This window comes from Pseudoxanthomonas sp. GM95 (assembly GCF_900109775.1).
Classification (GTDB): domain Bacteria; phylum Pseudomonadota; class Gammaproteobacteria; order Xanthomonadales; family Xanthomonadaceae; genus Pseudoxanthomonas_A.
Map to the genome: position 1 here is coordinate 1099235 of NZ_FOAX01000001.1, position 26212 is coordinate 1125446.

Consider the following 26212-nt stretch of genomic DNA (forward strand, 5'->3'; position numbering starts at 1 on the left):
TGGGAAAGTTCGCGCACTCGCGTCGGCGCTTCGGCAGGATTTCTGAACGTTGCTTGGTTGCGTGGGCGGGCCTGCATCTCTATGATGCCCCGCTGCGGTGCAGGCAACGCGTGCGGTCCCGACGGGACAAGCCCCGGCTCCTGCCTTCGCAACCAACGTTTCAGGTTGTTGCTGGACGCTTCGAACCCCGAAGATTCCGCTGACCAGAAGCCTGGGCTCGCAGAAGCGCCACCTTGGCAGCCTCTGCATCCAGCGTCATCGGACAAGGGCCCTCTGGGCCCTTTTCCGTTTCTGAAGCAAATACAGGACGAGCACCCGCCACGTGAGCGACAAGGCAACCGAGATCGCAGCGCTGCTGCAGCCCACCATCCAGGCCCTGGGCCTGGAACTGTTGGGCATCGAATATTTGCCGGCGTCGGGCAACGCGACCCTGCGCCTGTACATCGACGTCATCGAGGCCGAGCGCGAAACCCGCGTGGTCAACATCGAGGACTGCGAAGCCGTGAGCCGCGAGGTCTCGGCCCAGCTGGATGTCGAAGACCCGATTAGCGACAACTACACGCTAGAAGTCTCCTCGCCCGGCGTGGATCGCCCGCTGTTCAGTGCCGACCAGTTCGCCCGCTTCATCGGCGAGGAAGCCAAGGTCGTGCTGAAGCTGCCGCAGGACGGACGTCGTCGCGTGCAGGGCCGGATCGTTTCGGTCGAAGCCGATCGCATCACCATTGCGTTCGACAAGCAGGAGATGACCTTTTCGGCCGACAACCTGGACAAGGCCAGGCTGATGCCCGACTGGGTCGCGCTGGGCATGGCGCCCCAGCCGAAAAAGAACATTGGCGCCGGCAAGCCCAAGAAAAAGCCTGCCCCGCCCAAGAAACTTCACTGATATCAACCCAACCCAACGACGGCCCACACGGCCGCGCGCGGAGTGAAAGATGAGTAAGGAACTGTTGCTGGTGGTGGACGCGGTCGCCAATGAAAAAGGCGTCCCGCGCGAAGTGATCTTCGACGCCATCGAGGCCGCGTTGGCCTCTGCCGCCAAGAAGCGTTATCCCGAGCAGGATGTGCTGGCGCGCGTGACCATCGACCACAAGGATGGCACCTACCTGACCTACCGCCGCTGGGAAGTGGTGGCCGACGACGTGGTCATGGAATCGCCGGATCGCCAGATCCGCCTGATGGACGCGGTCGACGAAGTCGAAGGCGCCGAAGTCGGCGAGTACATCGAAGAGCAGATCGAAAACCCCGATTTCGGCCGCATCGCCGCCCAGGCCGCCAAGCAGGTCATCGTCCAGCGCGTGCGCGAAGCCGAGCGTGCCCAGGTCGTGGATGCGTGGAAGGATCGCGTGGGCGAGCTGGTCACCGGCATCGTCAAGCGCGCCGAGCGCGGCAACATCTACGTGGACCTGGGCGGTAACGCCGAGGCGTTCATCTCCAAGGACAAGGGCATCCCGCGCGACGTGCTGCGCGCCGGCGACCGCGTCCGTGGTTACCTGTTTGACGTGCGTTCCGAGCCGCGTGGCCCGCAGCTGTTCATCAGCCGCGCCGCGCCGGAATTCATGATGGAGCTGTTCAAGCTGGAAGTGCCGGAAGTGGGCCAGGGCCTGGTCGAGATCAAGGCCTGCGCGCGCGACCCGGGCGACCGCGCCAAGATCGCCGTGCTGGCCCATGACACCCGCACCGATCCGATCGGCGCGTGCATCGGCATGCGCGGTTCGCGCGTGCAGGCGGTGAGCAACGAGCTCAACGGCGAGCGCGTGGACATCGTCCTGTGGAACGACAACCCCGCCAACTTCGTGATCAACGCGATGGCGCCGGCTGAAGTCCAGTCGATCATCGTCGACGAAGATCGCCACTCGATGGACCTGGCCGTGGCCGAAGACCGCCTGGCCCAGGCGATCGGCAAGGGCGGCCAGAACGTGCGCCTGGCCAGCCGCCTGACCGGTTGGCAGCTGAACGTGATGACCCAGGACCAGGTCTCGGCCAAGTCCGAAGCCGAGCAGTCCGTTGCCCGCCAGTTGTTCATCGACAAGCTGGAAGTGGACGAGGAAATCGCCGCCATCCTGGTGTCCGAAGGCTTCAACACCGTCGAGGAAATCGCCTACGTCCCCGTGGGCGAGCTGCTGGCGGTGGAAGGCTTCGACGAAGACATCGTCGAAGAACTGCGTGCCCGTGCCCGCGACGCGCTGCTCAACGCGGCCCTGGCCGAGGAAGAGAGCGCGGCCGGCGACGGCCCGTCCGACGACCTGCTGGCCCTGGCCGGCATGGACGAGGCCACCGCGCACCTGCTGGCCTCGCACGGCGTCAAGACCAGCGAGGACCTGTCCGACCTGGCCGCTGACGAAGTGGCCGAGTTCGGTATCGAAGGACTGGACGAAGAACGTGCCGCCGCTTTGATCCTGGCCGCACGTGCCGAGGAGATCGCCCGACTGGAGCGCGGCGAATGAGCCAGCCATGACCATCGCCCTGATGGCGTCAGGGCTTAGAATTCGCGTTTCCTTTGCTCTGGGCGAAGGAGCGCCAACCAGATCATAGGATCCGAATGTCGCAGCAAACCACCATCCGCAAGCTCGCCGAACTGGTCAACACTCCAGTCGATAAACTGATCGAACAGCTGGCCGAGGCCGGCATGAAGTTCAGTGGCCCCGACCAGGAAGTGTCCAGCACCGAGAAGATGAAGCTGCTCGGCTTCCTGCGTCGCACCCACGGCAAGGCCGAGGGTGAGGGCGAGGAAAGCGAAGCTTCCAAGAAGATCACCCTGGCCCGCCGCAAGGTGCAGGAAGTGACGGTCAAGTCCGGTCCTGGCCGCAGCAATGCGACCGTGGCGGTCGAAGTGCGCCAGAAGCGCACCTACGTCAAGCCGACCGAAGCCCAGGCCAACGAGGCCCGCCGTGCCGGCAGCGCCGCCGCCCCCGGCGACGAGCGCGCCGAGATCCTGCGCAAGCTGGAAGAATCGCGCCAGCGCAACCTGGCCGAACAGGCGCGCCTGGCCGAGATGGACCGTGCCCGCGCCGAAGAAAACGAGCGCAAGAAGCAGGAAGCCGCGGCGGCCATCGCCCAGGCTGAAGCTGACGCCCGTGCTGAAGCCGAGCCTGAAGCCGAAGCCGAGCCCGAAGCGCCCGCCGCTCCGGCCGTGCGCAAGCCGATCGACGAAAGCATCGCGCCGGCGCCGGGCACCGGCGGTTCCATCCGCGTGGCCGCCAAGCCCGGTGCATCGCATGCCCCGCGCAGCGCGCCGGCCCCGGCCCGCAAGGAACCGGATCGCGGCACCAGCACCGCCGCCAAGCACAAGACCCGCGGTTCGCATGCGATGGTCGCCGGCGTCGAGGACGACGACAGCACCCAGCGTTTCGCTGGCCAGCTGCACCTGTCGGCCGCCGACCGCGCCCGTCGCGGTGCCGCCCGTGGCAAGCCCAAGCCCCGTCGCCAGATGGAGCAGAGCCGTGGCGGCTCGGGCAGCCACCAGTTCGAACGCCCGACCGCACCGGTGGTGCGCGAAGTGGCGATCGGCGAGGCCATCACCGTCGGTGACCTGGCCCAGAAGCTGGCACTGAAGGGCGGCGACGTGGTCAAGGCGCTGTTCAAGATGGGCGTGATGGCCACCATCACCCAGACCATCGACCACGACACCGCCGCGCTGATTACCGAAGAGCTCGGCCACACGGTCGTACGCGCCGGCAGCGACGACGCCGAAGACGCACTGTTGGCCCACGTGGAAGACGTGCAGGGCGAAACCGCCTCGCGTCCGCCGGTGGTCACCATCATGGGTCACGTCGACCACGGCAAGACCTCGCTGCTGGATTACATCCGCCGCACCAAGGTCGCCACCGGCGAAGCCGGTGGCATCACCCAGCACATCGGTGCCTACCACGTCGAAACCGACCGTGGCGTCATCAGCTTCCTGGATACCCCGGGCCATGCGGCGTTCACCGCCATGCGTGCGCGCGGCGCCAAGCTGACCGACATCGTGGTGCTGGTGGTGGCGGCCGACGACGGCGTCATGCCGCAGACGATCGAATCGGTGCAGCAGGCCAAGGCGGCCGGCGTGCCGCTGATCGTGGCGGTCAACAAGATCGACAAGTCCGCGGCCGACCCGCTGCGGGTCAAGAACGAACTGCTGGCCCACGACGTGGTCGCCGAAGAGTTCGGTGGCGACACGCAGTTCATCGAGCTGTCGGCCAAGACCGGCCAGGGCATCGACAACCTGCTGGACGCCATCTCGCTGCAGGCCGAAGTGCTGGAACTGCGCGCCGTGCCCGATGGCCGCGCCAGCGGTACCGTCATCGAGTCCTCGCTGGACAAGGGTCGTGGCCCGGTCGCCACCGTGCTGGTCCAGCAGGGCCTGCTGAAGAAGGGCGACTACCTGGTCTGCGGCGTGCAGTACGGCCGCGTGCGTGCGTTGTTCGACGAAACCGGCAGCCAGCCCAACGCCGCCGGTCCGTCCATCCCGGTGCAGGTCCTGGGCCTGTCCGGCGTGCCGGATGCGGGCGATGACTTCGTCGTGGTCGAGGACGAGCGCCTGGCCAAGGACGTGGCCCAGCAGCGTGACGCCAAGCGCCGTGAATCGCGCATGGTGGCCTCGGCCGGCAGCCGCATGGAAGACATCATGGCCCAGCTGGGCAAGGGCGACGGCCAGCTCAGCCTGAACCTGATCATCAAGGCCGACGTGCAGGGTTCGGTGGAAGCACTGCGCCACTCGCTGGTCGCGCTGTCCAACGCCGACATCCGCATCAACATCCTCAGCGCCGGCGTCGGTGGCATCACCGAATCCGATGCCAACTCGGCCATGGCCTCCAAGGCCACGATCATCGGCTTCAACGTGCGTGCCGACGCCTCGGCCCGTCGCCTGGTCGAAGCCAACGGCGTGGACATGCGTTACTTCTCGATCATCTATGACGTGATCGACCAAGTGAAGCAGGTGGCCTCCGGTCTGCTCGGCGTGGAAATCCGCGAAGAGATCATCGGTATCGCCCAGGTTCGCGACGTGTTCCGCAGCTCCAAGTTCGGTGCGGTGGCCGGCTGTATGGTCATCGAGGGCAGCGTCAAGCGTTCCAAGCCGATCCGCGTGCTCCGCGACAGCGTCGTGGTGTTCGAGGGCGAGCTGGAATCGCTGCGCCGCTTCAAGGAAAACGTGGACGAAGTGCGCAACGGCACCGAGTGCGGTATCGGCGTGAAGGCCTACAACGATGTGAAGGCCGGCGACCAGATCGAGTGCTTCGAGCGTATCGAGGTGCAGCGCACGCTGTAACGGCGCCAGGGCGTAGCGGCGACGTTTCCGTGAGGAGCGTCGCCGTCCCGCCCGCGTCGTTGCCGCATGCTTGAAGTCATGGCAACCAAATCCTTCCATCGCAGCGACCGCGTCTCGGCCCAGCTCCGCCGCGAACTGGGCACGATCGTGCACGAGACCGTGCGCGAGCACGGCCTGCCGTCGGTCAGCGTGTCCGACGTCGAAGTCACCCGCGACCTGGCCCACGCCAAGGTCTTCGTCACCGCCCTGATGCCCGAGCGCTCGCGCGAGGCAGTCAAGGCGCTCAAGGAACTGGCCCCGCAGATCCGCTACGCCCTCGGCCGTGCGGTGAAGATGCGCCACGTGCCCGAACTGCATTTCCATTACGACGACTCGGTCGACAAGGGCGAGCGCATCGAAACCCTGCTGCGCGAAAACCCGCTGCCGCCGCTTCCCGAGTCCGAACAAGACTGATGGTGCCCACCGATTCCGCCGCGACCCCGGACGCCGACGGTGCCGGACGTGGCGGTTCGGCGCCTGCCGGCCGCAACGGCCGGCCGCAACGCCCGCGCACCAAGTTCTGTCGTGTCGACGGCATCCTGCTGCTGGACAAGCCCACCGGCATGAGCTCCAACCAGGCGCTGCAGCGTGTGCGGCACCTGTTCCGGGCGGAGAAGGGCGGCCACACCGGCGCGCTCGATCCGCTGGCCACCGGCCTGCTGCCGATCTGCTTCGGCGAGGCGACCAAGATCGCCGGCAACCTGCTCGGCGCCAGCAAGGCCTACGACACCGTGGCCCACTTGGGCCAGGTCACCGATACCGACGATGCCGAAGGCCAGGTGCTGCGGGAGCGGCCGGTCGAGGCGTATCCGATTGATCGGATCGACGCCGCGCTGCGTCCGCTGATCGGTCGCATCCAGCAGCGCCCGCCGATCTATTCGGCGCTCAAGCGGGGCGGCGAGCCGCTGTACGCCAAGGCCCGCCGCGGCGAAGTGGTGGAGATCGAGGAACGCGAGGTCTTCGTGCGCACTTTTGAACTCCAGGCCGCCGACGACCTGCTCGACGCCGGCCTGCCGTTGCTGCGCCTGCACGTGGAATGTGGCTCGGGCACCTACGTGCGCAGCCTGGTCCGCGACCTGGGCGAAGCACTGGGCTGCGGCGCGCATGTGGCCCAGCTGCGCCGGCTGTGGGTGGATCCGTTCCGCGAGCCGCGGATGTGGACCATCGAGCAGCTCGAAGCCCTGGCGCAGCGCGACCCACAGGCGCTGCAGGCCTGCCTGCTGCCGATCGAGGCCGGCATGGTCGGCTTGCCGCGGATCGACCTGACGGCCGAGGGCGCGGCGCGTTTCAGCCAGGGCCAGCGCCTGCCGGGCGTGCCCGGGCCGGCCGGGCTGGTGGCGGTGTTCACCGAGGCCGGGACCGTGATCGGCCTGGCCCAACTGTCCAAAGAAGGCGTGCTTTCTCCCCAGCGGCTGTTCAACTGGCCGACCAACGGCGAGCCGGCGGCCGACTGAAACTTGTGCCGCAAGGTGCCGGCGCCTACAATGCGCCGGCCTTTTCAGGCACCTGGCCCACGAGGCCCTTTCCTCAATCGCAAGCGGCGGACCAGGCGGTGCGCGCGGTGGACAGTCCGCGTTCCTGCAGGTCCCGCATCACAACAAGAGAAGACACATGTCCATCGACACCCAGAAGATCATCGAAGAGAACAAGCGCGGCGCCAACGACACCGGCTCCCCGGAAGTCCAGGTCGCCCTGCTGACCGCCCGCATCGAGCAGCTCTCCGGCCACTTCAAGACCCACAAGAAGGATCACCACAGCCGTCGCGGCCTGCTGCAGCTGGTCAACCAGCGCCGTAGCCTGCTCGACTACCTGCATGGCAAAGACGCCCCGCGTTACAAGGCCCTGATCGAAAAGCTGGGTCTGCGTCGCTAAAACCAGACAACAAACCGCGGCGCAGAAATGCGCCGCGGTTCATTTTTTTCCAGGCATCGGAAAAATCGCACTGCAACACGGCCGCATACGCCGGCCACCCGCGCGCGACAGGGGTCGCAACCGGGTCACCCAGTTCGAGACACTTAGGAAACCCACGTGGCAAAAATCACTAAGACCTTCCAGTACGGCAAGCACCAGGTCACCCTGGAAACCGGCGAAATCGCCCGCCAGGCCGGCGGCGCGGTCATCGTCAAGTTCGACGACACCGTCCTGCTGGTCACGGCCGTCGCCGCCAAGAAGGCGCGCGAAGGTCAGGACTTCTTCCCGCTGACGGTCGACTACCAGGAAAAGTTCTACGCCGGTGGCCGTATCCCCGGTGGCTTCTTCAAGCGCGAAGGCCGCGCCACGGAGAAGGAGACGCTGATCTCGCGTCTGATCGACCGTCCGCTGCGTCCGCTGTTCCCGGAAGAGTTCCGCAACGAAGTGCAGGTCATCGCCACGGTGATGTCGCTGAACCCGGACATCGACGGTGACATCCCGGCCCTGATCGGTGCCTCCGCTGCCGTGGCCCTGACCGGTGCGCCGTTCAACGGCCCGATCGGTGCGGCCAAGGTCGGTTACATCAACGGCGAGTACGTGCTGAACCCGACCGTGACCGAGCTGAAGGATTCCAAGCTGGAGCTGGTCGTCGCCGGTACTTCCAACGCCGTGCTGATGGTCGAATCCGAAGCCGCCGAGCTGTCCGAAGACGTGATGCTGGGCGCGGTGATGTTTGGCCATCGCGAGATGCAGAAGGTCATCCACATCATCAACGAGCTGGTCGTCGAAGCCGGCACCCAGTCGTGGAACTGGACCGCCCCGGCCAAGAACGAAGCCCTGATCTCGGCCCTGAAGGAAGCCGTCGGCGAGCAGCTGGCCGGTGCCTTCCAGGTGCGCGACAAGCTGCAGCGCCGCGACGCCATCGCCGCCATCAAGTCCGACGTGCTGGCCGGCCTGGCCGGTCGCGTCGAGAGCGAAGGCTGGAGCGCGGGCGAGCTGTCCAAGGAATTCGGCGAGCTGGAATACCAGACCATGCGTGGTTCGGTCCTGAGCACCAAGGTCCGCATCGACGGCCGTGCCCTGGACACCGTGCGTCCGATCTCCTCCAAGGTCAGCGTCCTGCCGCGTACCCACGGCTCGGCCCTGTTCACCCGCGGTGAGACCCAAGCGATCGTCGTGACCACGCTGGGCACCGCCCGCGATGGCCAGGTGATCGACGCCGTCTCCGGCGAGCACAAGGACCACTTCCTGTTCCACTACAACTTCCCCCCGTACTCGGTGGGCGAAGCGGGCCGCATGATGGGCCCGAAGCGTCGCGAGATCGGCCACGGCCGTCTGGCCAAGCGCGGCGTGCTGGCTGTCATGCCGACGATGGAAGAATTCCCGTACACCATCCGCGTCGTGTCGGAAATCACCGAATCGAACGGCTCCTCCTCGATGGCCTCGGTCTGCGGCAGCTCGCTGTCGCTGATGGACGCCGGCGTGCCGATCAAGGCGCCGGTGGCCGGTATCGCCATGGGTCTGGTCAAGGAAGCCGAGGACTTTGTCGTGCTGTCGGACATCCTGGGTGACGAAGATCACCTGGGCGACATGGACTTCAAGGTGGCTGGTACTTCCAACGGCGTGTCCGCGCTGCAGATGGACATCAAGATCGAAGGCATCACCGAAGAAATCATGAAGCAGGCCCTGGCGCAGGCCAAGGCAGGCCGACTGCACATCCTCGGCGAAATGGCCCACGCGCTGACCGCGCCGCGCCAGGAGCTGAGCGACTTCGCGCCGCGCCTGATCACCATCAAGATCCACCCCGACAAGATCCGCGAAGTGATCGGCAAGGGTGGTTCGGTGATCCAGGCGATCACCAAGGAAACCGGCACCCAGATCGACATCCAGGACGACGGCACCATCACCATCGCATCGGTGAACGGCGCTGCCGGCCAGGCCGCCAAGGCCCGCATCGAGCAGATCACCTCGGACATCGAGCCGGGCCGCATCTACGAGGGCAAGGTCGCCAAGCTGATGGACTTTGGTGCATTCGTCACCATCGCCCCGGGCAAGGACGGTCTGGTCCACGTGTCGCAGATTTCCGCCGAGCGCGTCGAGAAGGTCTCCGACAAGCTCAAGGAAGGCGACGTGGTCAAGGTCAAGGTGCTGGAAGTGGACAAGCAGGGCCGCATCCGCCTGTCCATGAAGGCCGTGGAAGAAGGCGAGGGCGTGTCGGCCGAGTAATCGGACCGCGCACCATCGCTTCAACAGAAAAGGCGGGCCATTGGCCCGCCTTTTCTGCTTTCTGGATCTCCGCAACAGCAGCTTCGCGTCGCAAGAGGCTTGTGGTTTACAGGCCACGCCTGATCAGAGTTCGGTCGATGCGCCCGCGGAGCCTGCTGGTTGGAGGCGCTTCGCCATCTTGCATTGCTGTTCTTGCGGTCGGCGTCCTGGAAGCGGGTGCTGAAACTACAGGCGACATCTGGCTGGCCTGATCAGGCACGACCGAGGCGGTGAGCTTGGGTGTGATGTCGGTGCCTTGGACAATGCCCAGCGCCGCGTATCCGGTGTAGCCAGGGAATACCGCGCTGAGGTTGGGATTGCCCATGCGCCGGATCAGGATGTCCGACATCACACGCCGGTAGTCAGTGGTGGCAGGAACATCGCCGTAGGTCGGCGACAACGCGACCGGGTCCAGCCCCGGCCAGGTGCCATAAAACCTGCGTCCATTGACCGCGCCACCCAGTACAAGCAACGGATTCCCGTAGCCATGGTCGGTTCCGCCGCTGGCGTTGGCACGCACGCGCCGGCCGAATTCGGACTGCACCACGACCGTCACCCGGCCCATGTTGCCGGTGGCATTGAGATCGGCGAAGAACGCAGACAGCGCGGTTGAGAGCTCTGCGATCTTGTTCTGGTAGTAGTGGTAGCCGCTGCCGGCTGTGCCCTGACCGTCGTGGGTATCCCAGCCGCCCAGGTCCAGTGTGGCGTAGCGCAGGCCCAGGTTGAAGCGGATCGACTGCGCGACCGTCCATAGCTGGTTGGCGAAGGTGCCGGTCGGCCAGGTGCCGGGCAATGCGACGAACGGCTGGGCATTGATCAGGGCCAGCGAGGCATTGGCACTGGCGCCATCGCGTTCCAGGCCAGTGCGGCCGGCCCAGAGTTTTTCCAGGACTTGGTTATGTCCTTGGAAGCCGCTGGGCGCGCCACTGCGGACGGTCTGCCATTGATAGGCGCCGGCGTTGATCGAGAAATCGCCTGGACTGGCCATGACCATCGCCTCCGGGCTGCCGAGCAAGCCAGAGGGCTGCGTGCTGGCCACGCCGAGCAGCGGGACGCTTGCGCTGACCGCCTGGCTGTTCCAGGCGCGGGTCATCCAGCCGGTGCCTGCGTACTTTCCTGGCGATCCCGAGTCGATATAGCGCTGCGCATCGAAATGACTGCGCGTCACCGTAGTCGGCATGCCGCAGGCATGCACGATCGCCAGGTTGCCGTTGGTCCACAGATCGCGCAGCCCGGTGGCCGAAGGGTGCAAGCCAAATCCCGTGGCCGAACCATTGGAGAGCGTGAGCGGCAGCGCCGCGTAGTCGCCGCTGGCCTTGATCTGAAGGTTAGGCCGGGCATCTTCGTAATGAGTGCGGTCAACGCCACTCACCGGCACGACCAGGTTCAGGCCATCCATGGCGCCGCGCAGGAAGACCTGGACCACCGTGTCATAACTGTTGGCCGCGGCTAGCGCGTTGCTGGAGAAAAGCAGGCCCGCGCCGCAACTGCTGACAACCGTGGCACCGGCCGCGGCGCTCTTGATGAACTCACGCCGGTTGAGTTTGAAGTGGGTCATGGGCGTGAACTCAGCGAGTAAAGAATTCGGGGGAAAGAACGAGCAGCGACACCATGCTGCGCAGCCGCTGCTGGTTGTAGTGCTTCTTCAGGTCGTTGGCCGACCAGGTGTCGTTGTCGGCTATCACATCGCTGGCAGCATTGCCGTTCTGTGCCATGAAGTTCACCAGCGCCTGTTTGCGTTCGGCCGCGGGGGCGTAGCCGAGTACCCGCGTAGACCAGTAATCGACCAGATTGTTGGCGGTCCAGTTGGCCACTTTGCTGCGACTCTCGGCCAGGATCGCCGCGAGTGGCGTGGTGCCGTCGCTGGTTTCGGTCAGCCAGTTGACCAGCTTCCAGGTCATGGCGAACGAGTTGGAGCCGGTCCAGCTGACCGAGACATCCGGATACCCGTTGGGCGATGGCCAGTTATAGGGCGTGTGGCCGGTATAGCCGAAGCGCCACATGAACTCGTCGCTCTTTGCGTTGTCCAGCCGCAGGGTCCAGTCGCTGCCCAGGACACGCATGGCCGCGACGGTGGCTTCAAACGGGCGCCGCACCTTTTGCCCCCACGCGTTGAACATCGGCGTCGAGTTGAGGATGTGACGGAGCACCAGCTCGATCTGGTTGGCGGCGCGCCAGTTGTCGCGGAAGACCCTGGCCGCGCTATCGATCAGTGACTGGGGCGGCGTGTCGTTGATGAGGCGGCGAATGATCTTCTTGCAGATGAACTTGGCAACGCGCGGATGGCTGGCCAAGCGGTCCATCACATCGCGTCCGTCCTTGAGGTCCGGCTGCTCTGGATAGAGCATCACGCCCAGCAGGAATTTGGGCCCGGCATCATGCCAGGCCTGGCGATAGACGAACGTGCCGTCATTGTCGTTGGGATACTGCCAGTGGCCATTCTTGATGGTCCAGCCGGTGAAAGCCGCGGCGGTTTCGTACACGTCGATGTCGGTGTAGCCGATCGGATAGCTGGGGTCCTCAGGGCAGGGCGGGACCTGGAAGGGATCCATGAAGCCCAGGTAGTTTTCGGCGCCGAAGGTATGCAGTTCCAGCAGTTCGCGGGCAAAGTTCTCGTTGGGTCCGGAGCGGGAGTTATCGATGTTGTCCAGGAAATACATCATCGCCGGGCTCCTGGCGACCGACTCCAGCATCGTGCGGAAACTGCCGAATGCGTTGGCGCGAATCACCTCGCGATCGTAATGCGCGAAGATCGGGGCGATGCTGTACTCGGTGCCCTGCGTGTTGAAGTGGGCATGCCAGAAATTGACCATCACCTCGAACAGCTGGCGGCGCGAGTAGGTGGCGCGCACGAACGACGCCCGCTGCACTTCCCAGCCTGGCCGCATGCGCGTGCTGTATTCCGGATCGCCCAGGGCGTGGTCAGCCCACAGTTGCGGTAGCGACTTGCTCAAAGTGCTGTAGCCGGCTGCGTTGAGCCGGTTGGTGACCGCGCTGTCGTCAATGGCCGTGTAATCGAGCTGCCAATCCACCCAGTTCGCCAGGCGGGCGCTGTCGCTGGTCCCGAGTGCATTGAACTCGGCGATCGTGGTCGTGGTGGCGCCGTAGCTCAGGTTGTCCAGCATGCGAACGGCAAACGGCGCGCGCGCCATGGTCAACAGCGCCGGTGTGGACTGATTTGCGGTGACGTGTCCGGTGTTCGCCGTCTCTTCCTTCGCAGGCGGCAACGTAGAAGTGGCGAACTGCGCGTGATACAGCTTGCGCTGGCGGGCCCGGACCTGCGCTTGCAGCGACAGGTTCGTGCCAGGGCGACCGACGCGCTGGGCCAGAGGTTCGGACACGGCCTGGGCGGGAGCGGAGCGCACGGCGGCGCGAACCCGCTCCCCTGGCACGCGGTCTACGCGTCGCGCCATGGGTGGTTCTCCAAACGAAGTGATCCCCTGTTGGCGGCGAGTATAGGCAGTTATTGCCGTTTGTTTGCGATGCATGTCACGTCGCGACATGAATCATGTGGGTCGGTTTTCGTTGCCAGATCAATAACTAAGGAGCGTCGATGAGGTGGCTCGGCTGGAACCGTCAGCGCTCGCCTGCCTGCGGTGAGTCCCCGATTGGCCGCAGCCTTCTACAATCGCCGGCCCTGTCCCACGAACCGTCTGCCATGCCCTACACCCCCATCGTCGCCACGCTCGGTTACGTGCTGTCCCCGGACGGGAAGCAGGTGCTGATGATCCATCGCAATGCGCGGCCCAACGACATCCACCTGGGCAAGTACAACGGGCTGGGCGGCAAGATGGAGCCGGACGAGGACGTGCTGGCGTGCATGACGCGCGAGATCCGCGAGGAGGCCGGGATCGAGTGCGATGCGTTGCACATGCGCGGCACGATCAGCTGGCCGGGCTTCGGCAAGCAGGGCGAGGATTGGCTGGCGTTCGTGTTCGTCATCACCGCCTGGAGCGGCACGCCGCTGACCGAGAACCCGGAAGGCACCCTGGAATGGGTCGACGTGGACAAGCTGCTGGAGCTGCCATTGTGGGAGGGCGACAAGCACTTCCTGCCGCTGGTGTTCGATGAAGATCCGCGCGGCTTCCACGGGGTGATGCCGTACAAGGATGGCCGCATGGTGTCGTGGAACGTCTCCCGGGCCTGAGCAGGACTGGGATGCAGTTCATCCACAGAACGTGTGGATGACTGCTGGGGCAATCGTGTGGATAACTCGCGCGCGCCCTTTGTTCATGCGCCTTGCCGCCAGGATGGCGAAAAAATGACCAGTTCGGGTCAGTGTATCCACAGGGGGTGTGGATGACTTCCGGACAAAGATGTGGATAACCGCAGGAGCGCGTTGCAGGGCAGGCGTGTCAAGCGGATTGGCGGAAAAATGACCAGGCGAAGTTGAAGGAATTTCGCAACCGTCGTGGAACATGCGAGGCCAGCAGCCGCGCAATGTCCGGCGCATGACCGTCATCCATTGTTCGCCCGGTTGTCATCGGGGCAAGCGGCGATGTTGCAATGCCAGATCCCAACGATGCGATCGTCTTGATCGCCACGCGACACGCGGGTTGGCACGCTGTCGTCCATTCCACGTCACCGGCCAGGCCCATGAACCGACAACGCCACTTTTCAATGCTGCGCGATTTCCAGCTGGCCGACTGGTTCACGCTGGGCAACGCCTTCTGCGGCAGCGGCGCGGTATTCGCCGCGCTGCATTACATGCAGGAAGGCCGTCGCGGCGTGCTGCTGGCCGGCATGGCGCTGATCCCGCTGGCCTTTATCTTCGATGCGCTCGATGGCCGGGTGGCACGCTGGCGCAACTCGGCCTCCACGCTGGGGCGCGAACTGGACTCGCTGGCCGATGTGATCTCCTTCGGCGTGGCGCCGGCTGCACTGGCCTATGCCTGCGGCCTGCAGGGCGGCTGGGACTGGCTGGTGTTGAGCTACTTCGTCTGCTGCGGGGTCAGCCGCCTGGCGCGCTACAACGTCACCGCCGAGGCGCTGTCGGGCGACGAGGGCAAGGTGAAGTACTTCGAAGGCACGCCGATCCCGACCAGCCTGGTGCTGGTGGTGGTCCTGGCCATCGCTGCGGCCGGTGGGCACATCGGGCCGGCGATCTGGTGGGGGCAGTGGCAGCTGGGGCCGTGGCAGTTCCATCCGCTAGTGCTGCTGTACGCGCTGTCCGGCTCTTTGATGATCAGCAAGACACTGCATATCCCCAAGCCCTAGGGCGGGGCGGCGATGCCCCGGCGGGCCGCGTTTCCAACCCGATGGGATGTAGCTGCGCGCGCCCGGCGCCGCGTCATTGCTCGGGCGAGGACGGACGTCCACTTCCTCGCGCTTCCTTGCTCCGAGCACGCGCAGCCACATCGCGACCCGCCCGGGCATCGCCGCCACGCCCTGTCACCTCAGCCGGGATTGCTATGATCGTGGCGAGCGTCGGGAGGCTGTGATGGCGGGTGCGGAATCAGGGTGGGGCGAGGGTGCCGAGGCGATGGGCCGCCAGGTCTGGGAGGCCTGGGGCGAAGCGCTGCGCAAGGCGGCCACGGCGCCATTGGAAACCGCCGCGCCGGCGTGGCAGCAGGTGCCGGGTGGCTGGCCGGGTTGGACGCCGCCGCAGGGCGGTGGCCCGGGCGAGGTGATGGAGCGCTTCGACGGGCTGGCGCGGCACTGGTTTGGCCGCATGCAAAACGTCGCTTCGCAATTCGCCGACCGCGACAACACGCCTGCCGATATCGCCACCGCCTGGCGCCAGGCCATGGGCGCCACCGAGGCCAAGCCGTATCCGGATCTGTTCGGCAGCCTGTTCGGCCAGGGCGCGACCGGGCTGGATGGCTTCAGCGAGCAATGGATGCCGTGGCTGGAGTCGCTGCGTGGCCCGCTGCAGGATTGGGCGCAGACCCCGGCGTTCGGTCCGGCGCGCGAACACCAGCAGCGCTGGAAGGCGCTTCTGCAGGCCCAGCAGGCACTGCGCGATGCCAATGAAAGCTACCAGCGCCTGCTGGAAGAAGCCTCGCGTCAGGCCTACGCCCTGTTTGAGGACAAGCTCGGGATCCGCGTTGGCGAAGGCGCGCCGCTGGACAGCGCCCGTGCGTTGTTCGACGAGTGGATCGACGCGGCCGAAGATGCCTACGCCAAGATGGCCTTGTCCGAGGAATTCCGCGAGGTCTACGGCGCGCTGGCCAATGCGCAGATGCGCATGCGCGCGGGTGTGCAGCGCGAGATCGAACAGCTCGGCGGCATGATCGGCCTGCCTAGTCGCACCGAAGTCGATGCCGCCCATCGCAAGATTGCCGAACTCGAACGCACGCTGCGCAAGCTGATGCGGGCCGCAGGCGCGGCCGCCTCCGTATCGTCTGCGCAAGCGTCGTCGTCTGCTTCCGCGCACAAGCCCGCAACCAAGCCGGCACAGGCGAGTGCCTCGAAAACCGCCGCGAAGAAGACCGCATCGAAAAAAGCCAGCGCAGCCACGAAGCCAGCCAAGTCCGAGCCTAAGAAGAAAGCCGCAACCGCCAAAGCTGCACCTGCTGCCTCAAAGGCGCGCAAGCCTAAGGTGTCGACTAAATCCGCAGTTGCGGGCAAGCCACTTCAAAAGGCGTCCAAGTCTTCTAAATCGACCGTCGCCAAGCCCGCGACACGTCGCACCCAGGCCAAGCGCTCCGCATGACCAGTCCCTTCCGCGCCACTGCCGATGCCCTGGCTGCCGAGGCCGCCTCGCTGCAGCAGAAACTCGGTGCCGGCCTGCGCACGCTGCCCGGCGTGGGCGATGTGCATTACGGCGTGACGCCGCGCGAGGAAGTCTGGCGCGACGGCAAGGTGGTGCTGTATCGCTTCATCGGCGAGACCGCGCCCACGGCGACGGTGCCGCTGCTGATCACCTACGCGCTGGTCAACCGGCCGTACATGGTGGACCTGCAGGAAGACCGCTCGCTGGTGAAGGGCCTGCTGGCCCAGGGCCAGGATGTGTATCTGATCGACTGGGGCTACCCGGATCGCTCGGACCGCTTCCTGCTGCTGGATGACTACATCAACCGCTTCATCGATGGCGCGATCGACCACCTGCGCCAGGCCAGCGGCGTTGAGGCGATCAATGTCCTTGGCATCTGCCAGGGCGGCGCGCTGTCGTTGTGTCATGCGGCGCTGCATCCGCACAAGCTGCGCAACCTGATCACCATGGTCACCCCGGTGGATTTCCACACACCGGACAACATGCTTTCCAACTGGGTGCGCGGGGTCGATATCGACCTGCTGGTTGACACGTTGGGCAACGTGCCGGCCGACCTGATGAACCTGAGTTACCTGATGCTCAAGCCGTTCCGGTTGAACGTGCAGAAGTACGTCGGCCTGCTCGACATCCTGGATGACAGCCGCGCGGTGCAGGATTTCCTGCGCATGGAGAAGTGGATCTTCGATTCGCCCGATCAGGTTGGCGAGGCGTTCCGCCAGTTCATCCAGCAGTTCTACCAGGGCAACGGCTTCATCGAAGGCGGCATCGTGATCGATGGCGAGACCATCGACCTCAAGCAGCTGCAGATGCCGGTGCTGAACATCTACGCCGAGCAGGATCATCTGGTCCCGCCGGATGCGTCCAAGGCCCTGCGCGAACTGGTCGGCACGGACGATTATTCGGAAGTGGGATTCCGCGGCGGCCATATCGGCATCTATGTCTCCAGCCGCGCCCAGCGCGAAGTGCCAAGCGCAATCGCCAGCTGGCTGGCGCAGCGCTGAGCGCATCACCAATACCTGTGGTCGCGATGTGATCCGCGTGTCGAGAGCCGCGCGCTTTGCAGCGCTAGACTGCCGTCAGTCCCGCCGTCCACAGGCCTCGCCATGAACACACCGCTTCCTTCGAGAACGCTCGCCCGTTCGCTCGACGACCGCATGATCGCCGGGGTGATGGGCGGCATCGCGCGGCGCTTCAGCTGGAATGCCACGTTGGTGCGCGTGATCTTCGTGGTGGTGTCGATCGCCTCGGTGGCTTTCCCCGGCATCCTCGTCTATCTGCTGCTGTGGCTGCTCATCCCCAACGAGGTGTGAGGCGCGTCTTGCCGCCGTGGCTGCTCAAGGCCCTGGTCGTCGCGGGCATCGTGTGGACCTTGCCCAACAGCGCGATCGGCGTGCTGCTGGGTCTGGCGGGAATGCTGCGTGGCGCGCAGGTCCACCTGAGCCGGCGCGAATACGCGCTGGTCTTCAGCTGCTGGCCGTGGGGGCCGGGTGGGGCGATCACCTTCGGCAACACCATCGTGCAGACCGGCGCGTCGCTGGACGTGTCGTGCCACACCTATGCGCACACGGCCGGGCGCTGTATCGAGCCGCCAGTGCGCCTGGGCGATCACGAGCGTGCGCATGTCTTCCAATACATGGTGCTGGGGCCGCTGTTCCTGCCGGCGTACCTGTTGTGCGGCGGCATCAGCGTGCGGAATCGATTCGAACGCGCGGCCGATCGCTATGCGCTGACCGGGCGCGCTTGGTGGCCGACGCGCATGTCGCGCTGAAGGCGCCTGGCTACATCCGGTCGAGCCGGTCGAACGAAAACAGCGCCTGCAGCGGATGCGGCTGCGCTTCGATCAGCGACCGGATCAGGCCCGCGCCCAGCATGCTGTAGGTGATGCCGTTGCCGCCGTAGGCCATGGCGAACAGCACGCGATCGCCATGCTGCGGATGCACGCCGAAGAACGGCAGGCCGTCGGCGGTTTCGGCAAAGGTGCCGGCCCAGGAAAACGCGGGCTCCAGCGGGATCTCGCCCAGCACCTTGCCGAACTTCTTGCGCAGGATCTCCGCCTTGCGCAGCACGCGCGCATCGCGGCGCGCCGGAATGTCGATGCTGTCGTCCTCGCCGCCGACCAGGATCCGGCCATCGCCGGTCGAACGGGCGTACAAATAGGGCCGCGCCGATTCCCAGATCAAGGTATTGCGCAGCGGGCCGAGCTGGTCATCGGTCAGCGTGTCGCTGATGAAGGCATAGCTGCTGCGGTTGCGCGCCACCCGCTTGTCCAGCCAGGTCTCGTTGGCGTAACCGGCCGCCATCACCAGGCGCGAGGCGGAGATGGCGTGACCGGTGTCGGTGTGCAGCAACACGCCGTGCGTGCCGGTCTCGATCTTCTCGATACGAGTGCGGTCGTGAATGGCCATGCCGCGGGCCTGCAGCCGCGCGAACAGCAGGTTGGCCATGCGATACGGATCCACGCGCGCCGCCTGATGGCTGAGGATCGCGGCCGGTGCGCGGATGCCGTAACGGATCAGCAGCGCGTCGGGCTCCAACCATTCGACCTCGAGGTCGTGGCGTAGGCGGAGTTCAAATTCGGCCTGCAGACTCGCCCGATCGCGCGGTCTGCTGGCGTAGTAGAGACTGTCCTGCCAGGCGAAATCGGTCTCGCCCAGGCCGTCTGCCACGCCTTTCAGCAGCTCCAGCGAGCGAGCGCAGGCGCCGTAGGCCAGCCACGCATCATCCTCGCCATAACGCTGCGCCAGCTCGGTCATGTGGGTGTCGATTTCGTACTGCAGCAGCGCGGTACTGGCGGCGGTGCTGCCCCAGCCGATGTCGCGCTGCTCGATCACCACCACTGAATGCCCGTGTTCGACCAGCTCATCGGCGATCAGCGCGGCGGTGATGCCGCCACCGATGATGGCCACGTCGGCGACCGCATCGGCACGCAGCGGCGGGAAGTCGTGCGTCAGTCCGTTGCGCACCGCCCACCACGGGTATCCACTCTTGAGGTCCAGCATCACGTCCGCCGATCGTCGGTTGGACGCCTACCGTGGACTGCACCCCATGCAGGGCGCGTGCACGGCGCTCAGCGCGGCAGGGCACCGTGCAGGAACTGCTCCACCGAGCCGTCGGTGTAGGCCAGGATCTCGTCGGTCTCCGGGTTGGCCATGTAGCCGCAGGCTGTGCGCACGGTCAGGTCGCCGAACAGCATCATGAAGAACTGGGTCGCGGCCAGGTCCGAAGAGGTGTGCAGCACCATCGTGCCGGCGGCCACCTGCGCATCAAAGTAACGGCCCAGGCGGCTGCGGATCGTGGCGATGGCGTGGTCGAAATAGAAATCGCGCAGGTCGGGAAACGCGCGGCCTTCGCCGATCACGATCCGGTTGACCAGATAGGCATCGCGCGTGGTGATGCTCTGCGCAATTGAGCGTGCCGCCTTGCGCAGCGCGTCCTGCGGCGGCAGCCCATCCAGCTCCAGCGCTTCGAGCTGGTTGGCCAGATCCTGCAGACGACGCTCGACGATGGCGAAGGCCAGGCCTTCCTTGTCGCCAAAGGCGCGATACAGCGTGGCCAGCGAGCCGCCGGCGCGCGCGACGATCTCGCTCAGGCGCGCGTGCTGGTAGCCCTTCTCGGCGAAGACATCGGTGGCGGCGTCGAGGAATTTCTCCACCCGCAGCTCGCCGCGACGGCAGAGTTCCACATTGCGCGACGCGCGGACTGCGGGCGTCGGTGACTTGGGCGCGGTGCTGGGCATGGCAGGGGGAGTCCGTCAGGAGTAACAGCCGTAACCAATCTACCAAGATTGTCGATTGCGTAATGTTGCGTCGCAATAGCGACACAAAACGCGACGTAATGACCTTTTCAACGCGATGGTCCAAGAAAAAAGGCCGGCATGTGCCGACCTTTTCCTATCCTGGTGCCGAAGGTGGGACTCGAACCCACACGCTTTTAAGGGCGGCGGATTTTGAGTCCGCTGCGTCTACCATTCCGCCACTTCGGCGCGGCCGCGCAGTATAGCGGCACGATCGCCGCAGGGGTATGGGGGCGTTCGATGCGGCCGAGAAGTCAGGAGGCTGCTTGATCCCGCGCCGGGCGGGGCTTGGGCTGACGATGCAGTCAGTCAGGCCCGTTTTTGATGCGTTGCAGAATGCATTGCTGAAGGCGATCCGTATCGTGACAGCGCTGTCACGGCCTGTGCCACGCGCTGACACATCCCGCGCGGCGGCCGCAGCCGATCCACCACTCAAGGTCCACCCCATTCAATGCGCGAGCGCCACGCCGCCAATGCTGCCTGCCCGCGCATCGCAGGCGACGCCGTGTCTGCGCGTGTTGGTGGGTCAATCCGGATCGACCGGCGTGGCGGTGGACTCGCGCAACTGCAGGGCGTAGTCCATGCGCACCATGTCGCCGTGGTCCGGGGCCTGGATGGCCTTGAGCAGCTCCAGCGTCGCAACGCGGCCCATGTCGCGGGTTGGCTGGCGCACGGTGGTCAGCGAGGGAAAGATGTGGCGCGAGATCGGGGTGTCGTCGAAGCCGCACACCGACAGGTCCTGCGGAATGCGCAGCCCGCGCTCGCCGGCCACGCGGATGACGCCGGCGGCCATGTCGTCGTTGGCGGCGAAGATCGCGGTCGGGCGCTCGTCCAGGTCCAGCAGCTGGTTGGCGCCGCGCACGCCGGACTCGAAGGTGAATTCGCCCTTGACCACCAGGTTTGGCTCGTAGGCGATGCCGGCATCGCGCAGCGCCTCGCGATAACCGGCATAGCGCCACTCGGCTGCGCCGTGGTTCGGCGGGCCCTTGATGTGGCCGATCCGGCGATGGCCCAGGCCGATCAGGTGCGACATCAGCTCGCGCACCGCGGCGTGCTCGTCGACGGTCACGCCGATCCGGCCGCGATGCGTGCGCGGGGCGATGCTGGCGAAGGGCAGGGCGGCCTCGTCCAGGAACGCCAGCAGGTCCATGTCGTCGGTCAGTGGCGGGGTCAGGACGAAGCCGTCCACGCCGTGCTGGCTGGCCAGCTCGCGCAACTCGGCGATGGCGCGGCCTTCGCCGTACATCACCGGCGCCAGCACCAGGGTGTAGTGGCGCGCGCGGCAGGCGTCGAGCACGCCGCCCTGGATTTCCATCAGGTAGTTGCGCGAGGGGTTGTCGTAGGCCAGCGCCACCACGAAGGTGCGCCGGCTGGCCAGGCTGCGCGCGGACAGGTTGGGCTTGTACTGCAGCCGGTCGACCACTTCCTGCACGCGCTGGCGCGTGTCCTCGCTGACGCGCGGCTCCTGGTTGAGCACGCGCGAGACCGTCTTCATCGAGACACCCGCCGCTGCGGCCACGTCTTCAAGTCTTACCCGCATCGCGCGACTGTCCTTTCCGTCATCTGTGTCCATCTTGCCAAAGTGCGCGAAAAAGCCACGCTGCAGTTGCAGCATGGTTTCGCGCGCCAGGTCCATCCAGGGAGAACTGCATGAGCTTCAATCCGCTTTCCACTGCGCGGCTGCCCGCGCGCCGCGCGCTGGTGCTGGCGCTGACCGGCAGCGTGCTGTTGGCCGGCGTGGCCATCGCCGCCGATGCGCCGACAGCCGCCGGGACGGCGCATCCGGAACAGTGGCCGCAGCGGCGCTCGCCGATCGCCCCAGACCCGAAGCTGGAAAAGCGCATCGATGCGCTGATGGCCAAGATGCGCGTGGAGGAAAAGGTCGGCCAGGTGGTGCAGGGCGATATCGCCAGCATCACGCCGGACGACCTGAAGACCTATCGCCTCGGCTCGATCCTGGCCGGCGGCAGTTCCGATCCGGGCGGCCAGTACAACGCGCCGGGCAAGGCCTGGCTGCAGCTGGCCGATGACTTCTACGCCGCGTCGATGGAAACCAGCGGCGGCAAATACAACGCGATCCCGGTGATCTTCGGGGTGGATGCGGTGCACGGGCACAACAACGTGGTCGGTGCGACGCTGTTCCCGCACAACATCGGCCTGGGGGCAACGCATGATCCGGCGCTGATGGGCGAGATCGCCGCGGCGACCGCAGCCGAGATGCGCGCCACAGGCATCGACTGGACCTTCGCGCCCACGCTGGCGGTGCCGCAGGATGATCGCTGGGGCCGCACGTATGAGGGCTATTCGGAGAACCCGGCGGTGGTGCGCTCCTACGCCGGCCCGCTGATCCAGGGCCTGCAGGGCAAGCCGGGAAGTAAGGACTTCCTCAAGGGCGCGCATGTGGTCGCCACGGCCAAGCACTTCCTGGCCGATGGCGGCACGCATGAAGGCCGCGACCAGGGCGATGCGCAGATCGACGAAGCGACACTGCGCGATGTGCATGGCGCGGGATATCCGCCGGCGCTTAAGGCCGGCGTGCAGGCGGTGATGGTGTCGTTCTCCAGCTGGAACGGCGTCAAGATGAGCGGCAACGCCTCGCTGCTGGACGCGGTGCTGAAGAAGCGCATGGGCTTCGACGGCTTCGTGGTCAGCGACTGGAACGGCCACGCCAGCGTGCCCGGCGGCAGCCGCGAGAACTGCGTGCCGTCGTTCGTCGCCGGCGTCGACATGATCATGGCGCCGGACACGTGGAAGGGCTGCTACGAGCACATCCTCGCGGCCGAAAACAGCCACACGCTCCCGGCCGGACGCCTGGACGAAGCGGTGCGCCGCATCCTGCGGGTGAAGTTCCGCGCCGGCATGTTCGAGGCTGGCAAACCTTCGACGCGTGGTGTCGCCGGGCAGTTCGAATTGCTGGGCAGTCCGGAACATCGCGCCATCGCGCGTCGCGCCGTGCGCGAATCGCTGGTACTGCTGAAGAACGACCGCAACGTGCTGCCGCTGGATCCGCGCAAGACGCTGCTGATCGCTGGCGACGGTGCCGACGACATGATGATGCAGTCCGGCGGCTGGACGCTGAGCTGGCAGGGCACGGGCCTGACTCCGGAAGATTTCCCCGGCGCGCAGACCATCGGCGCGGCCCTGCGCGAGCAGGTCGGCAAGGCCGGTGGCAAGGCGGAGCTGTCCGCTGATGGCAAATACACGGCCAAGCCCGATGCGGCGGTGGTGGTGTTCGGCGAAACGCCTTACGCCGAGTTCCAGGGCGACCTGAAGGTGCTGGCCTATCGTCCGGGCGACGACCGCGACCTCAAGCTGCTGAAGAAGCTCAAGGCCGAGGGCATTCCGGTGGTGGCGGTGTTCCTGTCCGGGCGTCCGCTGTGGATGAATCGCGAGATCAATGCGTCCGATGCGTTTGTCGCGGCCTGGCTGCCGGGCTCGGAAGGCGGCGGCGTGGCCGACGTGCTGTTGCGCGATGCGACCGGCAAGGTGCAGCACGACTTCCGCGGCACGCTGTCGTATTCGTGGCCGCGCACCGTGGTGCAGAGCCCGCTCAACGTCGGCCAGCCTGGCTACGACCCGCAGTTCGCCTATGGCTACGGGGTGAGCTACGCCAAGCCGGCGAAGGTCGGCGCGTTGTCCGAAGACGCAGGCATGGACCTGGCCTCGCTGGGCTCGGAGACGTTCTTCTCGCGCGGTACGCCGGCCACGGGCTGGACCGTGCGCGTGCAGTCCAAGGTCGGCAAGCCGCGCTCGCTGTCGCAGGCTTCGGGGCAGAAGGACGCGCCGGACGTGGCGATCGCGCCGATCGACTACAAGGCGCAGGAAGATTCCTGGCGGATCGAGTGGAAGCAGGACGGCGAACTGGCCTTCATCGCGCCGCGCCCGCTGGACCTGGTCCGCGAAACCAATGGCAACGTGATGCTGCTCATCACGATGCGCGTGGACGTGCCGCCCAAGCAAAAGGGCGCCGAACTCTTCATGGAATGCGGGCCGGGCTGCAGCGCGACGCTGCCGATCGATGCGTCGATGGCCAGCGCGCCGAGCGATGCCTGGGGCAAGGTCGGCATTCCGCTGAAGTGCTTTGCTTCGCGTAACGGCCAGATGGGCAACGTCAGCGCGCCGCTGGGTTGGCGCATGCCGGCCGGCACCGTACTGTCGGTGCACGAAGTGGGCTTCGGCACCGAGGCCCAGCACGTGCTGGATTGCCAGGCGAAGTGAGCTTCGTTCAAGGGCGTGTCCCCCATCCCCGGACAGGCCGCGCCGGGGCGGCCTTGCAGTCCCAACGCGACCTATCCGGGGATGGAGGAGGAGGGCGCGCCCTGAGCTGATCGCGCTTAGTGCGTGGTCAGCTCGCCAGGCAGCGGATCGGAATGGATGGTGCGGTCCTCGCACTGCATCCAGCCCGGACGCTGCACATCGGCCAGGTAGATCCCGCAGCGTTCCAGACTGTGCTTGTAGACGTGCAGCGACACGGCGATGTCCGCATCGCTGGCGTTGCGGATGGTGTGGTACTCGTGCGGCGGAATCAGCGCGCCGGCACTGCCGGCATCGGCCAGCTGCGTACCTGCGGCATGGAAGCGATACGCGCTGCCGACATGCTCGGCCAGCTCGTATTGCGTGATCTCCAGTTGGCCCTGCCATACGCCTTCCACGCACCACACACCGGCGTGGTCATGGATCTGCGTGCCCTGGCGCGGCCCCCAGGTCATCGCCACCACGCTGTAGCCATGCGCGGGACTGACATACAGCTCGCGCCGCGCGTAATGGCCGTCCACCGGCTGCTGCACCAGCGCCGGCAACTGCACGTCGCGATCAACGATCAGCGCCGCCAGTGTCTCGCGCAGCGCCTCGGCCACCGCGTGGTCTTCGCGCAGTGCAACTGCGGCGTCCAGCGCGTGGACCAGCTTGTCCTTGCCGGGGAAAAGAAGTGGCATCGGGAAGACCTCGTCTTGGCGTCCTTGGGACATGACGCCCGATGGTCGCAGAAGTCGCCCGCCGATAGGGCGCGGGCGATGCCAAGTGTGACTGCGCGCGACATCGCCGCGCGCGGTCTCGCGCCATCAGAGCGTGGCGAGAAACCCACGCACCGCAGGGTCGAAGCGTTCGAAATCCACCAGGAAGGCGTCGTGGCCTTGTGGGGATTCCAGCGGGACGAACTGGCTGTCGGCGCCGCCGGCGCGCAGGCCCAGCGCGATCTGTTCCTGTTGCTGTAGCGGGAATAGGATGTCGGTGGTCGCGCCGATCGCCATCGCTTTTTCCAATTTGATGCTGGTCAGTGCGGCCATGACATCACCGCCGGCATGTTCGCCCAGGTCGAACCAGTCCATCGAGCGGCTCAGGTACAGATAGCAGTTGGGATCGAAGTGGCGCACGAAGCGACGCGCGTGGCCTTCGAGGTAGCTCTCGACCTGGAATTCCAGGCCGAACGGATCTTCGTCCGGGCGGTCCGATTCCAGGCGCACGCGGCCGAAGCGGCCGTCCCATTCCAGCGCCGAGCGATAGGTGATCACGCCGAGCTTGCGCGCCATGCGCATGCCGCTCTCCGGGTAGGCCGCGTCGCTGTAGTCGCCGCCGTTCCACATCGGGTCCAGGCGGATCGCCTCGCGCTGCAGCGAGCGGATCGCAATGGAAAACGGCAAGGCCTGCGCGCTGCCGGAGATGTTGATGTGGCTGCGTGCGATACCGGGGTTGGCGTGCAGCAGCGCCAGTGCAGTCATGCCGCCCATCGAGTTGCCGATCACGCAGGCCAGCTGTGCGATGCCGAGCGTGCGCACGACTTCGACCGCGGCCGCGGCGCCATCTTCCACCGACAGCTCGGGGAAGGACAGGCGATAGGGTTCGCCCGTTGCGGCATTGACCGAAGCCGGGCCGGTCGAGCCCTTGCAGCTGCCCAGCGAGTTGATGCACACCACGAACCAGCGCTCGGTATCGATCGCCTTGCCCGGGCCGAGCATGGCCTCCCACCAGCCCGCGGCCGGGTTGTCGGCATTGGCCGCGGCGTGCGCATCGGGCGACAGACCGGTGACGATGAGGATGGCGTTGTCGCGCTGCGCCGACAGCGTGCCCCAGGTCTCGTAGGCGATGCGCGCATCGCGCAGTTCGCCGCCGCGCTTCATCGGGAAAGGCGAGGTCAGCGCGTGCCAGCGGGAACCGGGCGGGATGAATTCAGTCATCGCCCAAGTTTAGCCCGCGTCCAAATCGCGGCGGTCACACCGGGCTGTGCATGGCGGCAACGCAGCGTGCC

General features: G+C 66.1%; 21 protein-coding genes and 1 tRNA gene. 14 read left to right on the forward strand and 8 right to left on the reverse strand.

Going from position 1 to position 26212, the window contains the following annotated elements; all coding sequences use genetic code 11:
• The first annotated feature begins 322 nt into the window (after positions 1–322).
• From rimP to pnp, 7 genes are all read left to right on the forward strand, one after another.
• Complete coding sequence (gene rimP, locus BMZ17_RS05205; RefSeq protein ID WP_093136770.1) at positions 323–883, forward strand: ribosome maturation factor RimP; 561 nt, start codon at positions 323–325, stop codon at positions 881–883.
• Positions 884–932: 49 nt separating this feature from the next.
• Complete coding sequence (gene nusA / locus BMZ17_RS05210; RefSeq protein WP_093136772.1) at positions 933–2444, forward strand: transcription termination factor NusA; 1512 nt, start codon at positions 933–935, stop codon at positions 2442–2444.
• A gap of 95 nt (positions 2445–2539) precedes the next feature.
• Positions 2540–5245 (forward strand): translation initiation factor IF-2, encoded by a 2706-nt coding sequence (gene infB, locus BMZ17_RS05215; RefSeq protein WP_175485474.1) that lies wholly within the window; start codon positions 2540–2542, stop codon positions 5243–5245.
• Positions 5246–5323: 78 nt separating this feature from the next.
• Complete coding sequence (gene rbfA / locus BMZ17_RS05220; protein WP_093138051.1) at positions 5324–5698, forward strand: 30S ribosome-binding factor RbfA; 375 nt, start codon at positions 5324–5326, stop codon at positions 5696–5698.
• Positions 5698–6738, forward strand: a complete 1041-nt coding sequence (gene truB / locus BMZ17_RS05225) for a tRNA pseudouridine(55) synthase TruB (RefSeq protein ID WP_093136778.1) — start codon at positions 5698–5700, stop codon at positions 6736–6738. Before rbfA ends, truB begins: the two co-directional genes overlap by 1 nt.
• A gap of 157 nt (positions 6739–6895) precedes the next feature.
• Positions 6896–7156 carry a 30S ribosomal protein S15 gene (rpsO, locus tag BMZ17_RS05230; protein ID WP_093136780.1) on the forward strand — a complete coding sequence of 87 codons (261 nt, stop codon included), beginning with the start codon at positions 6896–6898 and terminating at the stop codon, positions 7154–7156.
• Positions 7157–7312: 156 nt separating this feature from the next.
• On the forward strand, positions 7313–9421 hold the full coding sequence (gene pnp / locus BMZ17_RS05235) for a polyribonucleotide nucleotidyltransferase (protein WP_093136782.1): 2109 nt from the start codon (positions 7313–7315) through the stop codon (positions 9419–9421).
• 106 nt (positions 9422–9527) lie between these two features.
• On the opposite strand, the gene BMZ17_RS05240 is transcribed toward pnp, so the two are convergent.
• Both BMZ17_RS05240 and BMZ17_RS05245 read right to left on the reverse strand, forming a co-directional pair.
• Positions 9528–11018: a DUF1501 domain-containing protein gene (locus BMZ17_RS05240; protein ID WP_093136784.1), complete on the reverse strand. Its 1491-nt coding sequence runs from the start codon at positions 11016–11018 to the stop codon at positions 9528–9530.
• A gap of 10 nt (positions 11019–11028) precedes the next feature.
• On the reverse strand, positions 11029–12948 hold the full coding sequence (locus tag BMZ17_RS05245; RefSeq protein ID WP_217645726.1) for a DUF1800 domain-containing protein: 1920 nt from the start codon (positions 12946–12948) through the stop codon (positions 11029–11031).
• A 170-nt stretch (positions 12949–13118) separates the two neighbouring features.
• On the opposite strand from BMZ17_RS05245, the gene BMZ17_RS05250 reads away from it, so the two are divergent.
• The 6 genes from BMZ17_RS05250 (at position 13119) to BMZ17_RS05275 (ending at position 17943) form a co-directional block, all read left to right on the forward strand.
• Positions 13119–13607 (forward strand): NUDIX hydrolase, encoded by a 489-nt coding sequence (locus tag BMZ17_RS05250; protein ID WP_093136788.1) that lies wholly within the window; start codon positions 13119–13121, stop codon positions 13605–13607.
• Between the two features lie 449 nt (positions 13608–14056).
• Entirely contained in the window at positions 14057–14677 is a 621-nt protein-coding gene (gene pssA, locus BMZ17_RS05255) for a CDP-diacylglycerol--serine O-phosphatidyltransferase (RefSeq protein WP_093136790.1), read from the forward strand.
• 223 nt (positions 14678–14900) lie between these two features.
• The gene (locus tag BMZ17_RS05260; RefSeq protein ID WP_093136793.1) at positions 14901–16115 is read left to right on the forward strand and encodes a poly(R)-hydroxyalkanoic acid synthase subunit PhaE; all 1215 of its coding nucleotides are present in this window, start codon (positions 14901–14903) and stop codon (positions 16113–16115) included.
• Positions 16112–17176: a class III poly(R)-hydroxyalkanoic acid synthase subunit PhaC gene (locus BMZ17_RS05265; protein ID WP_093136796.1), complete on the forward strand. Its 1065-nt coding sequence runs from the start codon at positions 16112–16114 to the stop codon at positions 17174–17176. Before BMZ17_RS05260 ends, BMZ17_RS05265 begins: the two co-directional genes overlap by 4 nt.
• Positions 17177–17278: 102 nt before the next feature.
• Positions 17279–17485, forward strand: a complete 207-nt coding sequence (locus tag BMZ17_RS05270) for a PspC domain-containing protein (protein ID WP_093136798.1) — start codon at positions 17279–17281, stop codon at positions 17483–17485.
• Between the two features lie 8 nt (positions 17486–17493).
• The gene (locus tag BMZ17_RS05275; RefSeq protein ID WP_175485476.1) at positions 17494–17943 is read left to right on the forward strand and encodes a hypothetical protein; all 450 of its coding nucleotides are present in this window, start codon (positions 17494–17496) and stop codon (positions 17941–17943) included.
• Between the two features lie 10 nt (positions 17944–17953).
• On the opposite strand, the gene BMZ17_RS05280 is transcribed toward BMZ17_RS05275, so the two are convergent.
• The 4 genes from BMZ17_RS05280 to BMZ17_RS05295 form a co-directional block, all read right to left on the reverse strand.
• Entirely contained in the window at positions 17954–19171 is a 1218-nt protein-coding gene (locus BMZ17_RS05280; RefSeq protein ID WP_093138053.1) for an NAD(P)/FAD-dependent oxidoreductase, read from the reverse strand.
• A gap of 71 nt (positions 19172–19242) precedes the next feature.
• A complete protein-coding gene (locus BMZ17_RS05285; protein WP_093136801.1) occupies positions 19243–19911 on the reverse strand; it encodes a TetR/AcrR family transcriptional regulator in 669 nt (222 codons plus the stop codon).
• A 160-nt stretch (positions 19912–20071) separates the two neighbouring features.
• Positions 20072–20157, reverse strand: a tRNA-Leu gene (locus BMZ17_RS05290).
• A gap of 337 nt (positions 20158–20494) precedes the next feature.
• Positions 20495–21508: a LacI family DNA-binding transcriptional regulator gene (locus tag BMZ17_RS05295; protein WP_093138054.1), complete on the reverse strand. Its 1014-nt coding sequence runs from the start codon at positions 21506–21508 to the stop codon at positions 20495–20497.
• Positions 21509–21618: 110 nt separating this feature from the next.
• Here BMZ17_RS05295 and BMZ17_RS05300 point away from each other — a divergent pair, with 110 nt between their 5' ends.
• Entirely contained in the window at positions 21619–24186 is a 2568-nt protein-coding gene (locus BMZ17_RS05300) for a glycoside hydrolase family 3 protein (protein WP_093136802.1), read from the forward strand.
• Positions 24187–24302: 116 nt separating this feature from the next.
• On the opposite strand, the gene BMZ17_RS05305 is transcribed toward BMZ17_RS05300, so the two are convergent.
• Together BMZ17_RS05305 and BMZ17_RS05310 are read right to left on the reverse strand one after the other, a co-directional pair.
• The gene (locus BMZ17_RS05305; protein ID WP_093136804.1) at positions 24303–24902 is read right to left on the reverse strand and encodes a cysteine dioxygenase family protein; all 600 of its coding nucleotides are present in this window, start codon (positions 24900–24902) and stop codon (positions 24303–24305) included.
• Positions 24903–25028: 126 nt separating this feature from the next.
• The gene (locus BMZ17_RS05310; protein ID WP_093136806.1) at positions 25029–26141 is read right to left on the reverse strand and encodes a homoserine O-acetyltransferase MetX; all 1113 of its coding nucleotides are present in this window, start codon (positions 26139–26141) and stop codon (positions 25029–25031) included.
• Positions 26142–26212 lie beyond the last annotated feature (71 nt).